General features: G+C 49.9%; 15 protein-coding genes and 1 riboswitch. Of the genes, 10 read left to right on the top strand and 5 right to left on the bottom strand.

What is annotated here, in order from left to right:
* Nucleotides 1-162: 162 nt before the first annotated feature.
* A complete protein-coding gene (locus tag BLQ88_RS04560; RefSeq protein ID WP_090147193.1) occupies nucleotides 163-1,206 on the bottom strand; it encodes a hypothetical protein in 1,044 nt (347 codons plus the stop codon).
* A gap of 49 nt (nucleotides 1,207-1,255) precedes the next feature.
* Between BLQ88_RS04560 and mobA the strand changes: the two genes are divergently transcribed.
* From mobA to BLQ88_RS04535, 5 genes are all read left to right on the top strand, one after another.
* Entirely contained in the window at nucleotides 1,256-1,879 is a 624-nt protein-coding gene (mobA, locus tag BLQ88_RS04555) for a molybdenum cofactor guanylyltransferase (RefSeq protein ID WP_090147192.1), read from the top strand.
* Nucleotides 1,851-2,678: a formate dehydrogenase accessory sulfurtransferase FdhD gene (fdhD, locus tag BLQ88_RS04550; RefSeq protein ID WP_090147190.1), complete on the top strand. Its 828-nt coding sequence runs from the start codon at nucleotides 1,851-1,853 to the stop codon at nucleotides 2,676-2,678. The genes mobA and fdhD overlap by 29 nt, the downstream gene beginning before the upstream one ends.
* Before the next feature lie 2 nt (nucleotides 2,679-2,680).
* Entirely contained in the window at nucleotides 2,681-3,043 is a 363-nt protein-coding gene (locus BLQ88_RS04545) for a DUF7009 family protein (protein WP_090147188.1), read from the top strand.
* Nucleotides 3,044-3,046: 3 nt separating this feature from the next.
* Nucleotides 3,047-5,359: an FdhF/YdeP family oxidoreductase gene (locus BLQ88_RS04540; RefSeq protein WP_090147187.1), complete on the top strand. Its 2,313-nt coding sequence runs from the start codon at nucleotides 3,047-3,049 to the stop codon at nucleotides 5,357-5,359.
* 122 nt (nucleotides 5,360-5,481) lie between these two features.
* Nucleotides 5,482-6,252 carry a glycerophosphodiester phosphodiesterase gene (locus tag BLQ88_RS04535; RefSeq protein WP_090147186.1) on the top strand — a complete coding sequence of 257 codons (771 nt, stop codon included), beginning with the start codon at nucleotides 5,482-5,484 and terminating at the stop codon, nucleotides 6,250-6,252.
* 77 nt (nucleotides 6,253-6,329) lie between these two features.
* Here the strand turns inward: BLQ88_RS04535 and BLQ88_RS04530 are convergent, their stop codons facing one another.
* On the bottom strand, nucleotides 6,330-7,382 hold the full coding sequence (locus BLQ88_RS04530; RefSeq protein WP_090147184.1) for a homoserine O-acetyltransferase family protein: 1,053 nt from the start codon (nucleotides 7,380-7,382) through the stop codon (nucleotides 6,330-6,332).
* 131 nt (nucleotides 7,383-7,513) lie between these two features.
* Nucleotides 7,514-7,622, bottom strand: a riboswitch (SAM riboswitch).
* A 148-nt stretch (nucleotides 7,623-7,770) separates the two neighbouring features.
* Here BLQ88_RS04530 and BLQ88_RS04525 point away from each other — a divergent pair.
* From BLQ88_RS04525 to BLQ88_RS04515, 3 genes are all read left to right on the top strand, one after another.
* Nucleotides 7,771-8,712 (top strand): M20/M25/M40 family metallo-hydrolase, encoded by a 942-nt coding sequence (locus tag BLQ88_RS04525; protein ID WP_090147182.1) that lies wholly within the window; start codon nucleotides 7,771-7,773, stop codon nucleotides 8,710-8,712.
* A 32-nt stretch (nucleotides 8,713-8,744) separates the two neighbouring features.
* Nucleotides 8,745-10,295, top strand: a complete 1,551-nt coding sequence (gene treA / locus BLQ88_RS04520) for an alpha,alpha-trehalase TreA (protein WP_090147181.1) — start codon at nucleotides 8,745-8,747, stop codon at nucleotides 10,293-10,295.
* A 118-nt stretch (nucleotides 10,296-10,413) separates the two neighbouring features.
* A complete protein-coding gene (locus BLQ88_RS04515) occupies nucleotides 10,414-11,202 on the top strand; it encodes a PhzF family protein (protein WP_090147179.1) in 789 nt (262 codons plus the stop codon).
* Nucleotides 11,203-11,206: 4 nt separating this feature from the next.
* Here BLQ88_RS04515 and BLQ88_RS04510 read toward each other — a convergent pair whose 3' ends face one another.
* Nucleotides 11,207-12,082: a DMT family transporter gene (locus BLQ88_RS04510; RefSeq protein ID WP_090147730.1), complete on the bottom strand. Its 876-nt coding sequence runs from the start codon at nucleotides 12,080-12,082 to the stop codon at nucleotides 11,207-11,209.
* Nucleotides 12,083-12,155: 73 nt separating this feature from the next.
* On the opposite strand from BLQ88_RS04510, the gene BLQ88_RS04505 reads away from it, so the two are divergent.
* A complete protein-coding gene (locus tag BLQ88_RS04505) occupies nucleotides 12,156-13,553 on the top strand; it encodes an OmpA family protein (protein ID WP_090147178.1) in 1,398 nt (465 codons plus the stop codon).
* Between the two features lie 592 nt (nucleotides 13,554-14,145).
* Here the strand turns inward: BLQ88_RS04505 and pth are convergent.
* Nucleotides 14,146-14,706, bottom strand: a complete 561-nt coding sequence (gene pth / locus BLQ88_RS04500) for an aminoacyl-tRNA hydrolase (RefSeq protein ID WP_090147177.1) — start codon at nucleotides 14,704-14,706, stop codon at nucleotides 14,146-14,148.
* A gap of 63 nt (nucleotides 14,707-14,769) precedes the next feature.
* Here pth and pyrR point away from each other — a divergent pair, with 63 nt between their 5' ends.
* Nucleotides 14,770-15,312, top strand: coding sequence for a bifunctional pyr operon transcriptional regulator/uracil phosphoribosyltransferase PyrR (gene pyrR / locus BLQ88_RS04495; protein ID WP_176884896.1), 543 nt, complete (start codon nucleotides 14,770-14,772; stop codon nucleotides 15,310-15,312).
* A gap of 6 nt (nucleotides 15,313-15,318) precedes the next feature.
* Here pyrR and BLQ88_RS04490 read toward each other — a convergent pair whose 3' ends face one another.
* The gene (locus tag BLQ88_RS04490) at nucleotides 15,319-16,878 is read right to left on the bottom strand and encodes a hypothetical protein (protein ID WP_229212575.1); all 1,560 of its coding nucleotides are present in this window, start codon (nucleotides 16,876-16,878) and stop codon (nucleotides 15,319-15,321) included.
* Nucleotides 16,879-16,993: the final 115 nt, after the last annotated feature.

The raw sequence follows: 16,993 nt of genomic DNA, 5'->3' as shown, positions 1-16,993 counted from the left end.
TAATCTGCCGAAGGTTGAATGCCTTCCGATTTTAGTTAGAATTGAAAGAATCCAACGCCGTTAAATGACAGCCGGTTCCTAATGCGGCCACAAAATTACGATAATATTCAAGGAATACCTTAAAATCAGTCGTTGTTGACGATAAATGCGCCGTTACGTCCATTAAGCAATCACCATCCGTATCACATTCTTAATATTCAGCTCGATAATCTCGGTCATTGTCTCGCACTTGTGGTAATGGTCGTCCGAATAGTGTATAGCAAGACTTTCCCGCAGTTGATGAATGTTTTCTGTGGTCGATATTTTGTCTTTGATACACACATCCCGCAGGTCGCGGAGGCGGTAGCGCTCTGCTTTGGACTGGTACATGATCGACGATTGCTCTTCCTGCTGGTACTGGATGACGGTCTTATCGGTCAGATATTCCATCGCCAGCTGCACATATGCCCGGTTTTCTTTGAAGAACTGGGGCATGTACACTTTGAGATTACCCTCGTAAAACTGCTGGTCGAAGTCGATGGCGCGGAGACGGAACTGGAAATCGTCGAAATCGGGAGTGATCTGCATCACGAAGTTGTAGGACCGCATGTCGCCCAGCAAGGTGATCTTGCACCGCTCGTTGAACTTCACAAACTCCTTGGCGATCCTGATCGGGTTGTAATCGGGGTCGCTCATACGTGTACGCGCGAACTCGTCGCCCGGAATGCCCGCGATGTGCTCTTCGATCAGCGTTTCACCGTCCACGATATAGTTGACCTGGTTGGGCGAAAATATTTCTTCAAGTTCCAGCCCGTAAATGCGGGAAGAATCGGCCTTTTTGACGTAGAAATAGTCGTAAATATCATTCAGCCGGTTCACGATTTTAATGCGGAACGGGTTCGAATTCCCGAATTTGCAGTAGTCGATGCGGTCGATGTATTTGTGCTCTACAATGCGCAGGTTACCATTGGCCTTCAACATGGCGTAAACTTTTTTCAGGCCGGTATGCAGCCTTTCCAGCTCGTGCGGCGGGTAAAGCGGGCTTTCCCAAAGGGTATCCCGCCCATTTTTATCCGTTACCGGAAACGATTCGTAGAAGTTCAGCAGATCGTGGTAGGCTACGGGCAAGCGGGCATCGCGCTGGTAAAAACGCAGGTATTTGCGCAGCTCCGGGCTCACCGGGTAGATCGGCTTTTTCTTTAATATTGTTACATCACCCATTTCCATAAAAGGAAGTTACGCATATTTGACCGATTAAAACCATCGAACTGACCCAATGAGCTTATACGGACTGGTGATCTGCGGCGGCGAAAGCACAAGAATGGGTACCGACAAAAGCCTGCTGGTGTACTACCAAAAACCTCAGCATGAACACGTTGCCGACCTCCTCGCACCCCTGTGCGAGCGCGTGGTCCTTTGCTGCAATGCAGAGCAATACAACACTTTCCGGACCAGCTATCGGAAATTGGCAGATCTTGCAAAATACGCCGGATCAGGGCCGTTGAGCGGATTACTCACCGCCTTTGAGACCTTCCCGGGAAACGACTTCCTGGTAGCCGGCTGCGATTATCCCTACCTGACCACGGACGAGCTGGCTAATTTTCTTCACCATACTGATAAGGATTCACCTGCCGCGGCCTTTTATAATGAAAATGCATTCTACGAGCCGCTGCTCGGATGGTATTCACGGTCGGCGGGTAGTGCACTATTGAATGCTTTTGAAAACGGTTCGCGCTCGTTGCAGCGTTTTCTGCAAGCAGCGAATGCGGGAAAATACCGACCATTGTCTGAGAAAACAATGCGAAGTGTGGATACGATGGACGATTACAGGGCCGTAAAACAAGCCCTCGAAGCAAATTACGACATTCAAAATGGAGACGAGTTCGATAACCAGTCATAAAATCACGCGCATCAGTGGGGAAGGCGCCGAAATCCTCGACGACCAATTGGCCGTGGAGGAACCGCTCGAAATACAAATTGCATTTCAGTCGGCGGGGCGTAGCGAGCGCAAAAGCATTTCGGTAACCATGCGGACGCCGGGTAACGACCGTGAACTCGCCGCCGGATTTCTGTTCACTGAGGGCATTATCCATTCCAAAAGCCAGATCGACGGCATTGCGCATTCGCCATTTGATGAAAACCGCGTGATAGTGACATTTTCCGCCGGTTTCGAACCCCAAATTGGTTCCCTGGAACGCAACTTCTACACGACATCGAGCTGCGGCGTTTGCGGTAAGGCAAGCATTGACGCGATCAAAACACGCTCGGCTTATGCGAATGCCAATGAAGGTCTGATTTTGAAAAAAGAACTTTTGTACCGGCTCGTGGGGCAGATTGTTCAGCATCAGAGTACTTTTGAAACTACCGGCGGACTGCATGCTTCGGCGCTTTTCGATGTTTCCGGGCAATTTTTGATGTTGCGCGAAGATGTGGGACGGCATAATGCATTGGACAAAATTATTGGGACTGCATTGCTGGCCGATCAACTGCCGCTCGACAAAAATATCCTCCTGCTCAGCGGCCGGGCAAGCTTCGAACTTATTCAAAAAGCCGCAATGGCCGGCATTAGGATCGTGGCCGCGATAGGTGCGCCTTCCAGCCTGGCGGTGCAGCTGGCGGAAGAGAGTGGCATTACGCTCGTAGGGTTTCTTAAAAACGATAAATTCAACATTTACACCGGTCATCACCGGATCCAATAATTATGAAAATCCGCATTTACCGGAATTCGGTACGTTTCAGACTATCCAAAACGGAGGTCGGCAGGCTGGAAGAAGAAGGTTACCTGGAAGAAACGACCGATTTCGGCCCTTCGCAATTGAGTTATGCAATACGAAAATCGACTGGTAATGAGCTGGAAGCGCGGTTTGAGCAAAACAAAATCACCCTCGAAGTACCTGAAAAACTGCTGACAGGCTGGGCCGCGAACAATACCGTCGGGTTTGAAGGAAATATGCCGCTCGGCGAGGGTAGTTCGTTGTATTTATTGATTGAAAAAGATTTTAAATGCCTCGATAATGTCGAGGAAGACCAGTCCGACAATTACGACAATCCTAAAACCTGCTGAACAATGTCCGAAAACCCGCTTCCGATCCCCGGTGCCGAAAACCCGGAAAAACTGACCGGTTTGAAACAAGAACCGATCAAAAAAGTGGCCGCAGGCATTCCGGCGGTCGTTTCTGCATTGGAAATGACCGTCAGCGAAGCCGGTTTGCAGCGCGGGATGAAGGCATTGTTTAACCTTAATAAAAAGGGCGGCTTCGATTGCCCCAGCTGTGCCTGGCCCGACCCGGACGACGAGCGCTCGGGCGTCGCCGAATATTGCGAGAATGGCGCCCGTGCCGTAGCCGAAGAAGCGACCGCCAAAAAACTGACGGCCGAGTTTTTCTCGCAGCATTCCGTGCAGGAGTTGGGCAAGCTTTCGGATTACGAAATCGGTGGGAAAGGCCGCATTGCCGAACCGATGTTCCTGCCCGCAGGCGGCACGCATTACCAGCCCATTACCTGGGACGCCGCATTCGATAAAATAGGAAAGGAATTGAACCGCCTCACATCGCCCGACGAGGCCGTATTTTATACCTCGGGCCGTACCAGCAACGAAGCCGCATTCCTCTACCAGCTTTTTGTGCGGGAATACGGCACCAATAACCTGCCCGATTGCAGCAATATGTGCCACGAGAGCAGCGGCACGGCATTAGGCGAGTCGCTGGGGATTGGCAAAGGCTCGGTTACTTTAAATGACTTTTACCAGGCCGAGGTGATTATGATCCTTGGCCAGAATCCCGGTACCAATCACCCGCGCATGCTCACCGCATTGCGCAAGGCGAAGGCGAACGGCGCGACGATCATTTCCATTAATCCATTGCCGGAAACCGGTCTGATGGGCTTCAACAACCCGCAAACCGTTTCGGGTGTACTCGGCATTAATCCCTCGCTGACCGACATTTTCCTGCAAGTGAAGCTCAACGGCGACATGGCCTTACTTAAAGCCATCGAGCTCCTTTTGCTGCAAGAGGAAGAAAAACGGCCCGGCAGCGTTTTTGACCAGCATTTTATCAACCAAAACACACAAGGCTACACCGATTTCCTCCAAGACCTGAAACAATACAATGCCGAACAGCTCGCCACGCAGGCGGGCATACCTTACGCGCAGGTGCAGGAGGTCGCGGGCGTGCTTGCGGGGAAAAGCAAGATCATCGCCTGCTGGGCCATGGGGCTTACGCAGCACAAGAATGCCGTCGCTACCATTAAGGAAATCGTGAATTTGCTGTTGCTCAAAGGCAGTATCGGCAAGCCGGGCGCGGGTACTTGTCCGGTGCGTGGGCATAGCAATGTGCAGGGCGACCGTACGATGGGCATTTTCGAGCGCCCGACCGCTAAACTGCTGGATGCGATCGAGAAGAACTTCCACTTCGCGCCGCCCCGGGAGCATGGTTATGATGTGGTGGAATGCATTAAGGCCATGCACGCGGGCGAAGCAAAAGTCTTTTTTGCGATGGGCGGCAACTTCCTGTCTGCCACGCCCGATACGCGATTTACTGCCGAAGCATTGCAGAAATGCCGCCTTACCGTCCATGTTTCTACCAAACTGAACCGCAGCCACCTGGTACACGGCCAGGAGGCATTGATACTCCCCTGCCTCGGCCGGAGTGATAAAGATATGCGCAGTGGCGAAAACCGGTTTGTGTCATGCGAGAATTCGATGGGTGTGGTGCAATTATCCCGCGGTGTGCTGGAACCGGTTTCGGAGCATTTGCTAAGCGAGCCGGAGATCGTTTGCAGGCTCGCCAAGGCCACATTGGGAACGCGCAGCAAAGTGAGCTGGGATAAATACAGCGCAGACTACGACCTTATCCGAACCGATATTGAGCGTACAATTCCAGGTTTTGCGGATTATAACGAGCGGGTAAGGCAACCGGGCGGCTTCTATTTACCTAACTGCAACCGGGCAGGCAGCTTCGACACACCTACCCGCAAGGCGCATTTCCACATCGGCGCACCTGAAATGCCGCATTTGCAAAAAGGCGAGCTGATGATGATGACCATCCGCAGCCACGACCAGTTCAATACCACCGTTTACGGTTTGAACGACCGCTACCGGGGCATTTATAACGAGCGGCGCGTGATTCTGATGAATGCAAAGGACATCGCGGATCGCAACATGAAGAACGGCGACCTCGTCGATTTGCATAACAATCACGATGGCGTGGAACGTGTTGCCCACAAATTTGTAGTGGTGGAATATCCGATTCCGGAACAATGCACGGCTACCTATTTCCCGGAAACCAACGTGCTAGTGCCCATTACGAGCGTGGCTGAAAAGAGCAATACCCCGACGTCCAAAATGGTGATCCTGACGCTGACGCCACACCGCGGTTTTTAGGATAACTTAATATTGCCCTAACAGACACCCGGCCAAGTTGCCGTATTTTCGCCGCTGTTTTGGCCCGATGGGGTAAAACGTGCCGGAAAATGTCTTTTTAAAGGAAGTTTAATTTGAATACAATGAAAAAAGGATTTTTAATGCTTGCAATCGGGCTGATGAGCCTGGTGTCGATGGATGGTATGTCTCAAAAGAAAAACAAGGTAATCGCGCACCGCGGCGCCTGGAAAAATACCGGCGTGACCGAAAACTCGATCGGTGCGCTGGAACACGCGATCAAACTGGGTTGCTATGGCTCGGAATTCGATGTGCATATGTCGGCGGATTCGGTTTTGTATGTGCTGCACGACCATTCGATTCAGGGTACTAATATCGAAACGACCAATTCGGCAGAGCTTTCGAAGATCAAGCTGGCTGACGGCGAGGCATTGCCTACTTTGGAGGCTTATTTGAAAGCAGGTGCGAAGCAGAAGAAAACGCGTTTGATCCTCGAAATCAAAACTTCTAAAATCAGTAAGGAACGATCGCTCGCATTGGCTACCAAATGCGTGGAATTGGTGAAGAAAATGAAGGTGGAGAAAATCACCGACTACATCGCATTCAGCTGGGATGTTTGTCTGAAAGTGAAAGAACTTGCTCCAAAAGCACACGTAGAATACCTGAACGGCGACAAAACGCCTGACGAGATCCAGGCAGCCGGCCTCGACGGTATCGATTACCATCTGAGCGTTTTGAAGAAAAAAGAGGATTACATTCCCGCAATGCGCCAGAAAAAACTGACTACCAATGTGTGGACGGTAAATGACGAAGCAGATTTGAAATACTTCCTCGAAAAAGACGTGGATTACATTACCACCAACGAGCCTGAGCTGTTGCTGACCCTTTCGAAGTAAGTTTTTGAAATACATTAAAACAAAAGTCCCGATCGATTGCGATCGGGACTTTTCTATTTTATATGAAAATCAATGCATTAGCGGATACGCGCCATCTGCAACTGCCCGTTCGTCTCCTGCCAAGCCCTGATCACCTGCGTGAGCTGCTTGTATTCGATCAGGAAGCCGTCGTGGCCGTATAGCGAATCGATTTCCTGGAATGCGGCGTCGGGAATGTGGCGGGCAAGGAATTGCTGCTCCGTCAACGGGAATAGCAGGTCGGACTTGATGCCGAGTACCAGCGTTTTCGCCTTCACGAGCCCGAGCGCATGCACGATACCTCCTCGGTTGCGGCCTACATTATGCGAGTCCATGATCTTGGAGAGCGCCCAGTAGGAGAATGCATTAAACCGTTTCACAAACTTGTCGCCCTGGTACTGCTGGTACGATGACGCGCGAAAATCGTCGATCTGGTCGGGATTGTCGCGGGCTTGCGTAAAGTTGTAAGTATCGTAATTCCGGTAGGAAAGCAACGCGATCGACCGTGCCGCGCGCATACCCATCGCGCCTGCTTCGTCACTTTCCTCTTTGTAAGTAGGATCTGCTTCGATGGCCATCCGCTGCGATTCGTTGAATGCGATACCCCACGGCGAATGCAATGCATTGGATGCGATCAGGATCAGCTCATCGAACAGATCGGGCTTTTCTACCGCCCATTCGAGCGCCTGCTGGCCGCCCAGCGAGCCGCCAATGCAGATTTTGATCTTGCTGATCGCCAACTCCTGCCGCAGAAGGTCGAGCGTACCTACCACGTCCCGCACGGTAAGCGTCGGGAAGGTGTGGTAATAAGGCTGGTTGGTCCGGGGATTTACGGAAAGCGGCCCTGTGGACCCATAAGCCGAGCCGAGCACATTCACGCAAATGATGAAATGCTGCGAAGGATTGAAATATTTATCATCGCCTACGATACCATCCCACCAGTCGTGCGCATTGGAGCTGCCGGTAAGCGCGTGGCAAATCCACACGATGTTGGTATCGCTGCCGTTCCTTTCTCCGTAGGTAGTGTATGCGAGTTCAAACCCTGGCAATTCGCCCCCCATTTCGAGCGCGTAAGGATATGGGTACTTAAATGTCTTCTGTTCCGCTTGCATAAGAGCCACAGCACGTGGTTAAATTCAACACAGGGTAAAATGGACAGCCGAAATACAATTTTTCGGTTGTAGCTGCGAGACTAAAGCCAATCGGCTTACGGAAATTTCTAACTGTAAGATCACACGAATTGATTTTATATCTCCTAATAAACTTAGGTGGGAATTAGCACCTTTCTCCGTCGCGGTAGCAGGTTGCCAGAGGTTCATTGAGCCCATTCTCTCGCCTCTTCTTTATAAATCAACCGCCGTTCAAGTGAAGCAATTGATTGATGGTGCAATATTAAGCCCGGATGCCTGAAAATACAAATAAATGCAAAAATTCTGTCCGCTTCCGCAACCCGCCCGCCTCTTGGCGGCTTATCTTTGCCCGTTAACTATTTTATATCGAATGAGAATCTTTTTTCACAGTCTGCTGCTCGTTTTGGGCGCTATGCAGGCATTCGGACAGTCCGTAACTCCCTCACCGGAAAACATCCGTAAACACATCTCCTACCTGGCGTCGGACAAAATGAAAGGCCGCGGCACAGGCAGCAAAGAGAATGAAAAAGCCGCGAAATATGTGGTGAAACAATTCAAAAAGTACCATCTTTTACCCAAAGGCACCGACGGTTACTACCAGCCTTTCACCGCGAAGATCCGGCGCATTGTCGTGCCCGATAGTATTCGCGAAGCCAGAAATGTGATCGGGTTTCTCGACAACGGGGCGCAATATACCATTGTCATAGGTGCTCATTTTGACCACCTTGGGCTCGGCCGGCAGGGAAGCTCCAAGGCCGAAAAGCCGGAAGGGCAAATTCATAACGGTGCCGACGACAATGCCTCAGGTGTGGCCGGACTGCTCGAACTGGCGCGGTATTTTAGCGGAAATGACAAAAAGGAGCCTTATAACTTCCTTTTTATCGCATTCGGAGCGGAAGAACTAGGCTTGGTAGGCTCGCGTTATTTCGTCAATAATCCGACCCTGCCGTTGGCCGATATCAGTTTCATGTCGAACATGGATATGATCGGTCGCTACGATCCAAACCGGGGCGTGGGGATCGGCGGATACGGCACCAGCGCCGAATGGCCGTTGGTTTTCAAGGACGTGAAAAGCGATACCAAGTTTTTTACAGATAATGCAGGGAGCGGCGGCTCGGACCATGGTTCTTTTTACGCCAAACAAATACCCGTACTGTTCTTCCATACCGGTGGCCACGACGATTACCACAAGCCAACCGACGATGCGGAGAAAATCGACGCCAATGCGGAAGCGGGTATCCTGAATATTCAGATCAGGCTCATCGAGAATGCGATGTTGTTACCAAAACTCAAATTTACAGAAGTCAAATAATCCAGTTGAAAACCCTTTAAAGTCAGTTTGTTTTGTACGGTTTTGTTGCTCCTTCATTCACTTACGGCCAGGCTCACATCTCCCCCGAGGAGTTGTACGGAACGCTATTCCGTGATGTGCAGAGCAGCCATATTTTCTCCGATTCCAAAACATTCGCCGACGCCATTCCGCTGGAAGATCCGGTACTGATTATCGAACGGTATCACCGGGAAAAGGATGAGCCCGACTTCGACATGGAGGCATTCGTGCGCGGGCATTTCAGGATGCCTGGCCACATTGCCTCCGAATTTATTTCAGACAAAAGCGAGCCGGTTTCCGACCATGTGGGTAAGCTCTGGTCGGTACTGACGCGCCAGCCCGAGAACCAGGAACGGGGCGGGTCGCTTATTCCATTACCCCATCCGTACGTGGTGCCGGGCGGACGTTTTCGCGAGATTTATTACTGGGACAGCTATTTTACAATGCTGGGACTTAAAGAATCAGGGCGCGCGGAGCTGATCGAGAACATGCTCAACAACTTCGCCTACCTGGTGGATACATTGGGTTTTATACCGACAGCTAACAGAACTTACTATCTCAGCCGCTCACAGCCGCCATTCTTCTCATTGATGGTGAGGCTGTTCAGTGATATGGAGGGCAAAAAGGTTTTGAAACGATACCTGCCCCAAATGCAAAAGGAATACGATTACTGGATGGATGGCTGCCAGGAGCCTTGCGAGCCTTTCACGGCACACCGGCGACTGGTATACCTGCCCGACGGTGCGCTATTGAACCGCTATTGGGATGATAAGGCCACGCCGCGCCCGGAATCTTACAGCGAGGATACCCATCTTGCACAGGAAGTGTCCGAAAAATACGGCACCCCGGCGGACGAAGTTTACCGTCATATCCGGGCCGCTGCGGAATCGGGCTGGGATTTCAGCAGCCGGTGGTTTGCAGATGAAACCGATTTCGCATCCATTCACACCACCGACATTCTGCCTATCGACCTCAATTGTCTCCTGTACCACCTCGAAAAGACCATCGCGGAAGCCTATTTGCTGTGCGATAACCGTCGAATGCATTTGCTTTACGAGGAAAAAGCGCGGCAGCGGAATATTGCTATTCAGACCTATTTCTGGGACGAATCGAAGCATTATTATATGGATTATGACTTCCGGAAAAGGGATTTCACCAAGGCCATTACCATTGCGGGTGCTTTTCCCCTGTTCTTCAAACTCGCACCCAAGCCGCATTCGCATTATGTGCGAGCATACATAAGGCTTAATTTTCTGAAATCTGGCGGACTACTTACCACGATGGTGCGTACCGGCCAGCAATGGGACGCGCCGAATGGCTGGGCGCCGCTGCAATGGGTCGTTTACAAAGGTTTGAGGAATTATAATTTTCACAGAACCGCCAACGAGCTCAGCGACGAATGGCTGGGACTGATCGAAAAGGAGTTCAGGCATTCGGGCAAGATGCTCGAAAAATACAATGTGTCGGACACCAACCTCATCGCCGGTGGCGGGGAATATGAAATACAGGAAGGCTTCGGCTGGACAAACGGCGTTTATCTCCGCATGAAAAACAGGAGAAACTAGCACCATCGCCTCTTTGATTTTTTATCTATTTCCAATAAATTATATTAAAAATTGGTAAGAAAATCTTCCCGTAGCGGATATTTTTAATACCTTGCCGTAACCAAGCCCATTTGACTTCATGAAACTGCCTATATACCAAATCGATGCTTTTACTGACAAGTTGTTTGGTGGAAACCCTGCCGCGGTAGTTCCTTTGGAACAATGGCTGCCGGAGGAAACGATGCTCGCCATCGCCGCCGAAAACAACCTCGCCGAGACTGCATTCTACGTACCGACTGAAAATGGTTTTCATATCCGCTGGTTCACTCCGATGGTGGAAGTGGATCTTTGCGGGCACGCTACACTCGCGGCTGCGTATGTAATTTTCAATATCCAGAATTATGAAGGGCGGTCGATCAGCTTCGAGTCGAGAAGCGGTGTGCTCACCGTCGATTGCAAGGAAGATTGGCTTACATTGAATTTCCCTGTCGATCAATACCACATTGCCGTGCCGCCTCCGGGGCTGGTCGAAAGTTTGAAAAACACGACACTCCTGGAAGTTTACAAAGGCAAAACCGACTATCTGGTAGTACTGGAATCGGAGGACGTGGTGAGAAATCTCGATTTTGATATCATTATTCTTTCCACCATTCCGGCGCGCGGCGTGATCGTCACTGCTGCCAGCGATGAAGTGGATTTCGTTTCGCGTTTCTTCGCACCGCAATCGGGCATCGACGAAGACCCCGTAACCGGCTCCGCGCACACGACTTTGATCCCCTACTGGGCCGAAAAGCTTTCCAAAAACCAGTTGAATGCGCGCCAGCTTTCACGCCGCGGCGGCTTTCTCAAATGCGAGCTCGACGGCGACCGCGTTTTCATCGGCGGCCAGGCGAAGTTGTACCTCAAAGGTGAAATACTGGTAGATTAAACTACTATTTTCCTGCAAATTTCGTCCGTTGCCCGGCGTAGAGCCCTGCCACTACCAGCACCGTCCCGAAAACGGTGTAAATAGTCACGGGCTCACCCATGAGCCACCACGCGAAGAAAAACCCAAAAAGCGGGCACAGAAACAGCCATAGCGACGCTTTGACGGTATCGATCCGGAGCAGGTAAAACCAGCATATCAACCCCACGATCGAAACGGCAAGGCTAAGCCAGAGTACCGAACCCCAAAAGACGGTATCCAGTTTAGTAGTACCGAAATCGGCCATCAATAATGTAGCAGGCAGCAGAAAAACGCCGCCCAGAAAAACCTGCCAGCCATTGATAAGCAGGTTGGGCAGCTGCCATTTCACGGTAGCATAGTAAACGCTTGCCGCCGAAACCGCTACCATGCTGATAAGCAGCAATGTAATGCCTCCGACGGTCGTGTAGCTGTCGGCCAGCAATGGATAAGTCGCTACCGCCACGCCGCCCATTCCCAATATAATCCCTGTCCATTCCTCGGCTTTGGGCTTTCTTTTCAGCCACCACGATGACAACAGCACGATGATCAGCGGGTTGGTCGACACTGCCAGGCTGCCGATCCCGGCGGCGGTATACTTCATCGCGTACACGTACAGGCCCAGGTAGAGCGTTGTATTCAGGAAACCGAATAATGCCAGTTGCTGCCATTCCTTTTTCCTAGGCAGCCGGTAATCCGGATTTTTGGCAAATATGTACGAAAATGACAGCAGCAGGATACCAGCTATAAAGAACCGAACGTTTGCCAGTATCAGGGGAGCCGCCGATTGCACGCCGAATTTCGTTGCTACGGACGCCGACGACCAGAAAATGGAAAAGAGAAGACCGATACCGATGTTTTTCACACGCAAGAATAATAACCATCCAAAATTACAAGTTGTACCTCGGCTTCCGCCCCCACTTTTTATATTTTTGGGTATGATTAATAAAAAAAATGCGCTGCGGGCGGTGCTGATGTCCCTGCTTTGCGTCGCGGCGCTCCACGTTCATGCCCAAAATCAATGGACTTATGATTTCAACAACGGCTTCCTACCCATTGAAAGCGGCGGCCCCGCATTAAAACCACTTGGTCGGCCCGGGCAGATTATCAAAGAACAAATCCCCGGCTCCGATTACCTTTCCCGGTCCATTTATCTTTTTGAAAAAAACAGCGGCCTGCAATTCAACAGCGGCGAGGCCAAAGGCTTTCTAAATAAATCATTTACGGTCGAAATCTATTTCAAACTCGACTCGCTCGACATCTGGAAACGCGTGCTCGATTTCAAAAACCGCAAGAGCGACTACGGGAGCTATGTTTATCATGGCAAACTCAATTTCTTCAACTTCGCCATGAGCGAAAAAGCCGCCGTACGTGCAAAGCAGTGGGTGCATTATGTGTACTCGCGCGACTACGAAACCAAAGTCATCAGAATGTACATCAATGGTATCCTGAAACTGGATTTCAAAGATCCCGGCACGGAAGGTGTGCTCGATGCCGACCAGGTACTGAATATTTTCCAGGACGACCTCATCGCCGGCAACGAAGCCAGTGCGGGCACCGTGGCATTGATCCGCGTGTACGACCGGGTAATGACGCCGGTGTTTGTGCGCAGGAGCTACCAGACGATCGCGAAGACTTTCAAAGAGCCGGTTGCCCAAAAAGAAGAACCGAAGGAAGAGCCAAAGCCGGTAGAGGAAAAACCGGAGCCGGTCCGGAACAAAAATCTGGCCGTGGTCACCGGCCGGGTTTACGATGGCGGCAGCCTGAAACCCGTGAATGACGCAGAAGTACACGTCCGCAAATCGGCCAACGATTCGCTGGTGGCACATACCAAAACAGTCGACGGCATCTACAATGTGGAATTGCCTCCACATGAAACCTATCGCATTACCGCGCAAGCCGATGGTTTTCAGGCCAAAAGTGTGACCATCCGCACCAATAACCGCTTCGAAGAAGTGAAGGCATTGATGAATATGGCGCCCGAAACGCATTCTACGCCCCTATCGACGCTCTATTTCAGTCAGGGTACCGAAGTGCTGGAAGACAGCGCCCTCGCCGACCTCGACTCGATTGTGAATTATTTTCAAAAACGGCAGGACTTGCGGCTGGTATTGAAAGGCCATACCGATAACACGGGAAGTTTTGAAAAGAACCTGGAACTCTCCAACAAGCGCGTGGAGACTGTGAAAGCCTACCTGATCGGCAAAGGCATTATTGCTAATCGTATCGAGGGATCGGGCTATGGGTCGGCACAACCGAACCAGGTCAACCGGACGGAAGAGACTAAGAAGTCGAACAGAAGAGTGGAAGTTTGGGCGGAGCCGGTAAAAAGATAAAGCCATCTCATGGAGATGGCTTTATACTGACTATTCCTAAACCCTTAACCTTTTCTTATCTTATATATCTTTTAGCTTTAAAGCTGTTTTTCCTTTTCTTGTTAACGTATCAGACGTGCTGAACGTTTCATTGTTTTTGTAAAGTCAGAATACTATCAATAATACTCGAATTTTTCTTTTTTACAAAATTCAGAGAACTTAACCAATATACGCTGTTAATTATTCTCCAGATCTGACGAAATCTTGCTGTTTCGTCCTTTTTTCAAACTCCCGGCAGACTTGAATTTACCGGAATGCAACCCCGAAATCCCTTTATAATGCAAAGATAAGGCTATTTCAGTTTGGCGTCATGGATTTATTCAATTTTCCTTCTGCCTGATTGCATTACAAATGTCCGAATTAATTTTGAAATTACAAATTGTACAAATTCAGTACTTCAAAATATTCTTTGGAATTTTATCGCAATCCCGACACTTTAAAACTTATTTTCTACTAATAATCAGCGAATAAGTTTTATTAAATTTTACAAAATCAACACAAAACCAAATAAATACAATTCTTGAAATATTTATATTTTCTTTAAAAAGTACAATCATTGGTTATAATTATTCATTGTCGACTGTATACCCAAAGTACAAAACGATGTAACCATATCTCCCGCTTTGTCTAAAATGATGGGTAGCTCCGCCATTTCCTCATTGGAAAAAGGTTTTAACACGTAATCTACTTGCCTGCCGCGGGGAAAATTATTTCCGATCCCGAAACGCAATTTGGGGTATTCCGTGGTGCCCAGTAGTTCCTCAATATTCTTCAAACCATTGTGTCCGCCGTGGCTGCCTTTCGGCTTGATCCGCAACGTCCCGAACGGCAATTGCAGCTCATCCACAATGGTTAACGTGTTTTCAGCCGTCACTTTGTACTGGTCCATGTAGTACCGGATCGATTTTCCGCTCAGGTTCATGTACGTAGTGGGTTTGATAAAATAAATGTGCCTGCCTTTATACTTCCACTCGGCCGTGAATGCCAGTTTCTCGAAAGAAAATTTGAAATCGTGCTGGGCGGCAAGGCGGTCCAGCACCATGAAACCGGCATTATGCCGGGTAAAAGCATACTCCGGACCAATATTCCCCAGCCCGGCAATGAGATATTTCATTGAATAAAAGTTTTAATTTCGTCTAAGAGCACTTTAATTTAGGCTAAAATTCAGGGAAATTTCATGATACCCCAAAAACGATTAGTACTTAGCAGCCCCCTTCTGGAAATAATGATCAGCCGGCTATGCCAGCAACTGATTGAAAATCACCAGGATTTTTCAAACACGGTTGTCATGGGCTTGCAGCCCAGGGGAATCCACTTTGCCGAACGCATTGTGAAGGAGCTCCGCGAAATAACCGGCCAGGATATCCTGCTGGGACACCTGGATGCTACATTCTATCGTGACGATTTCCGCCGCCGCGAATCTCCCCTCGTACCGAACAAAACCAATGTCCCGTTCCTGATCGAAGGCAAAAAAGTGATCCTGATCGACGACGTGCTCGCCAGCGGGCGTATGGTGCGCGCCGCACTCGACGCCATGACCGCGTTCGGACGCCCGAAAGTGGTGGAATTGCTGGTACTCATCGACCGCCGCTATAACCGCGAGCTGCCCATTGGCCCCGATTATGTGGGAATGAAGGTTAGCACTGTGGAAACACAGCGCGTGCAGGTAGAATGGAAGGAACAGGGCTTCGACGCCGACCACATCTGGCTCGTCGATTAGGTAACATTATGGCTGCTGACCGGGCCGGGAAGCTTCTTCTTTGGCCTCCATCTTCCCGATTTCGTCGGTTTTGTAAGTGAGCTTGTTCACATAAAACACCTCACGCCCTTGTACGATCGACGAGGTACCGATACGCTGCATGCCGTAAGCGAGGAAATATTGACCATACCACGGCGAAAGGTAGCCGTCTTCATTGTTCAGCACCTTTTCCTTCTCCGACTTGGGATTAATTTTAAATTTCTCCGTTTCTACCACCACTTTGTTCCGGCTGATCACCTCGGTATGGATTTCGCCTTCCTGTGGATAGGCCAGCACAAAATAGTCGTCGACGGGTGTTACCTGCACCATTTCTTGTAAATCAAAGCTAGTCAGATCTTTAATGGTAATGGTGTTATCCCAAATGAGCTTGCCGCTGAGGTCGAACCCGCATACGATCGCGTGCGTATAGCGGTAACCTTCGAGTGCGCGCGCTACGTACGGACGCGACATTCCGCCGGAAATGATCGGGCTTGTGGAGCGCTGGTTTGGATAATATACCTCGGCCACCAGCACGATCTCCTTCTCGGTCTGGATCAGCTGATGCACCAGCAGCCGGTAACGGAACCGGTTTTCTTTGCCCAGGCTCTTCCGCTTACCGATTTTTTCGAGCACCCGCGCACGCCGCTTGGGTTTCATATAGTTGAAGAAATTCTGCAATTCGGAAAACTCGATGAATTGCGGCTCCTCCGGCGTATCGTCGGAAATGTGGGTCACGTAAAGCCCCTGCGAATATTGGGTACATCCCACCGAGTAGTTACCGATCAGGTACGAATCATCCGCATTCAATGGGACGATCTGCCCGGAAATAAAGCTGTAACGCGGATCGCTCAAACTGGTCCGCTTCAATAGCTTTCCATCATAATTATAAGTTTTTATTTCAAAAACACAATTTTTCCTGCGGTAGGCATAAGTGATCACGTTAATGTACCCGTCGATCTCATTGATATCGACATTATTCAGCTCGGTATTCTTCTCAAAAAGGCCGGGTAGTACGCGGGTAGTATGGTCGAAAAAGGAATGCACGATCACAATCGGGCGCGAACGGTAGTAACCGGACACCAATGCCTTGCTGCCGATTACTTTGAAATGCTGCACATCGACACCCGAAAGCAGGTTGCCTTTATAGGTATCGATGGAACCGTCCTGGAAATTCAGTTGCAGGAACAGGAACTTGTCGGTATCGGGCTCGGCAAACAACCAGTAACCACTCTCTTCCCCTTTGTAGGCCATTACCGGAATGTACCGATAGTCCAGCTTGTAGGAAGTCCGCCAGAGTGCTTTTAGCGTCGTATCATATTTCACAAACTCCCATTGCTCGTTGCGGTTCGAGAATTCGTTACCGCGTATCACCGACAAAATACCTCTTTCCCCCAGACTGAAAACCTCGAATTGTTCGGAAGAAGAAGAGCTCGTCGGGATTTCGAGGCGGTCGGATTGCTGCAACTGTGCCAGCGCGCCCCAGAGCGGTGCGACGACCATTAGCAGCATTAATTTCAACCCGAAATAATTTATAGAACGGTTATGCATAACTTCTTCCTTCTGGGGTGTGACACACATCAATAATTAGCCTAATTTTGCGTGCTGCAAGGCTTACATTGCTATTAATATTAGAAATAATTTCACTTAAATAAAAACTTGCGGG

Source organism: Dyadobacter soli (assembly GCF_900101885.1).
GTDB lineage: Bacteria > Bacteroidota > Bacteroidia > Cytophagales > Spirosomataceae > Dyadobacter > Dyadobacter soli.
Note: the sequence above shows the minus strand (reverse complement) of the source record. Positions and strands in the feature narration are given on the sequence as shown.

Excerpts from the sequence above, each read along its gene's own strand:
- BLQ88_RS04530 (WP_090147184.1), bottom strand. The coding sequence starts at position 7,382 with ATGCAAGCGGAACAGAAGACATTTAAGTACCCATATCCTTACGCGCTC.
- BLQ88_RS04540 (WP_090147187.1), top strand. The coding sequence starts at position 3,047 with ATGTCCGAAAACCCGCTTCCGATCCCCGGTGCCGAAAACCCGGAAAAA.
- pth (WP_090147177.1), bottom strand. The coding sequence starts at position 14,706 with ATGAAATATCTCATTGCCGGGCTGGGGAATATTGGTCCGGAGTATGCT.
- pyrR (WP_176884896.1), top strand. The coding sequence starts at position 14,770 with ATGATACCCCAAAAACGATTAGTACTTAGCAGCCCCCTTCTGGAAATA.
- BLQ88_RS04490 (WP_229212575.1), bottom strand. The coding sequence starts at position 16,878 with ATGCATAACCGTTCTATAAATTATTTCGGGTTGAAATTAATGCTGCTA.
- fdhD (WP_090147190.1), top strand. The coding sequence starts at position 1,851 with ATGGAGACGAGTTCGATAACCAGTCATAAAATCACGCGCATCAGTGGG.
- BLQ88_RS04525 (WP_090147182.1), top strand. The coding sequence starts at position 7,771 with ATGAGAATCTTTTTTCACAGTCTGCTGCTCGTTTTGGGCGCTATGCAG.
- BLQ88_RS04560 (WP_090147193.1), bottom strand. The coding sequence starts at position 1,206 with ATGGAAATGGGTGATGTAACAATATTAAAGAAAAAGCCGATCTACCCG.
- BLQ88_RS04515 (WP_090147179.1), top strand. The coding sequence starts at position 10,414 with ATGAAACTGCCTATATACCAAATCGATGCTTTTACTGACAAGTTGTTT.
- BLQ88_RS04545 (WP_090147188.1), top strand. The coding sequence starts at position 2,681 with ATGAAAATCCGCATTTACCGGAATTCGGTACGTTTCAGACTATCCAAA.
- BLQ88_RS04535 (WP_090147186.1), top strand. The coding sequence starts at position 5,482 with ATGAAAAAAGGATTTTTAATGCTTGCAATCGGGCTGATGAGCCTGGTG.
- mobA (WP_090147192.1), top strand. The coding sequence starts at position 1,256 with ATGAGCTTATACGGACTGGTGATCTGCGGCGGCGAAAGCACAAGAATG.
- BLQ88_RS04505 (WP_090147178.1), top strand. The coding sequence starts at position 12,156 with ATGATTAATAAAAAAAATGCGCTGCGGGCGGTGCTGATGTCCCTGCTT.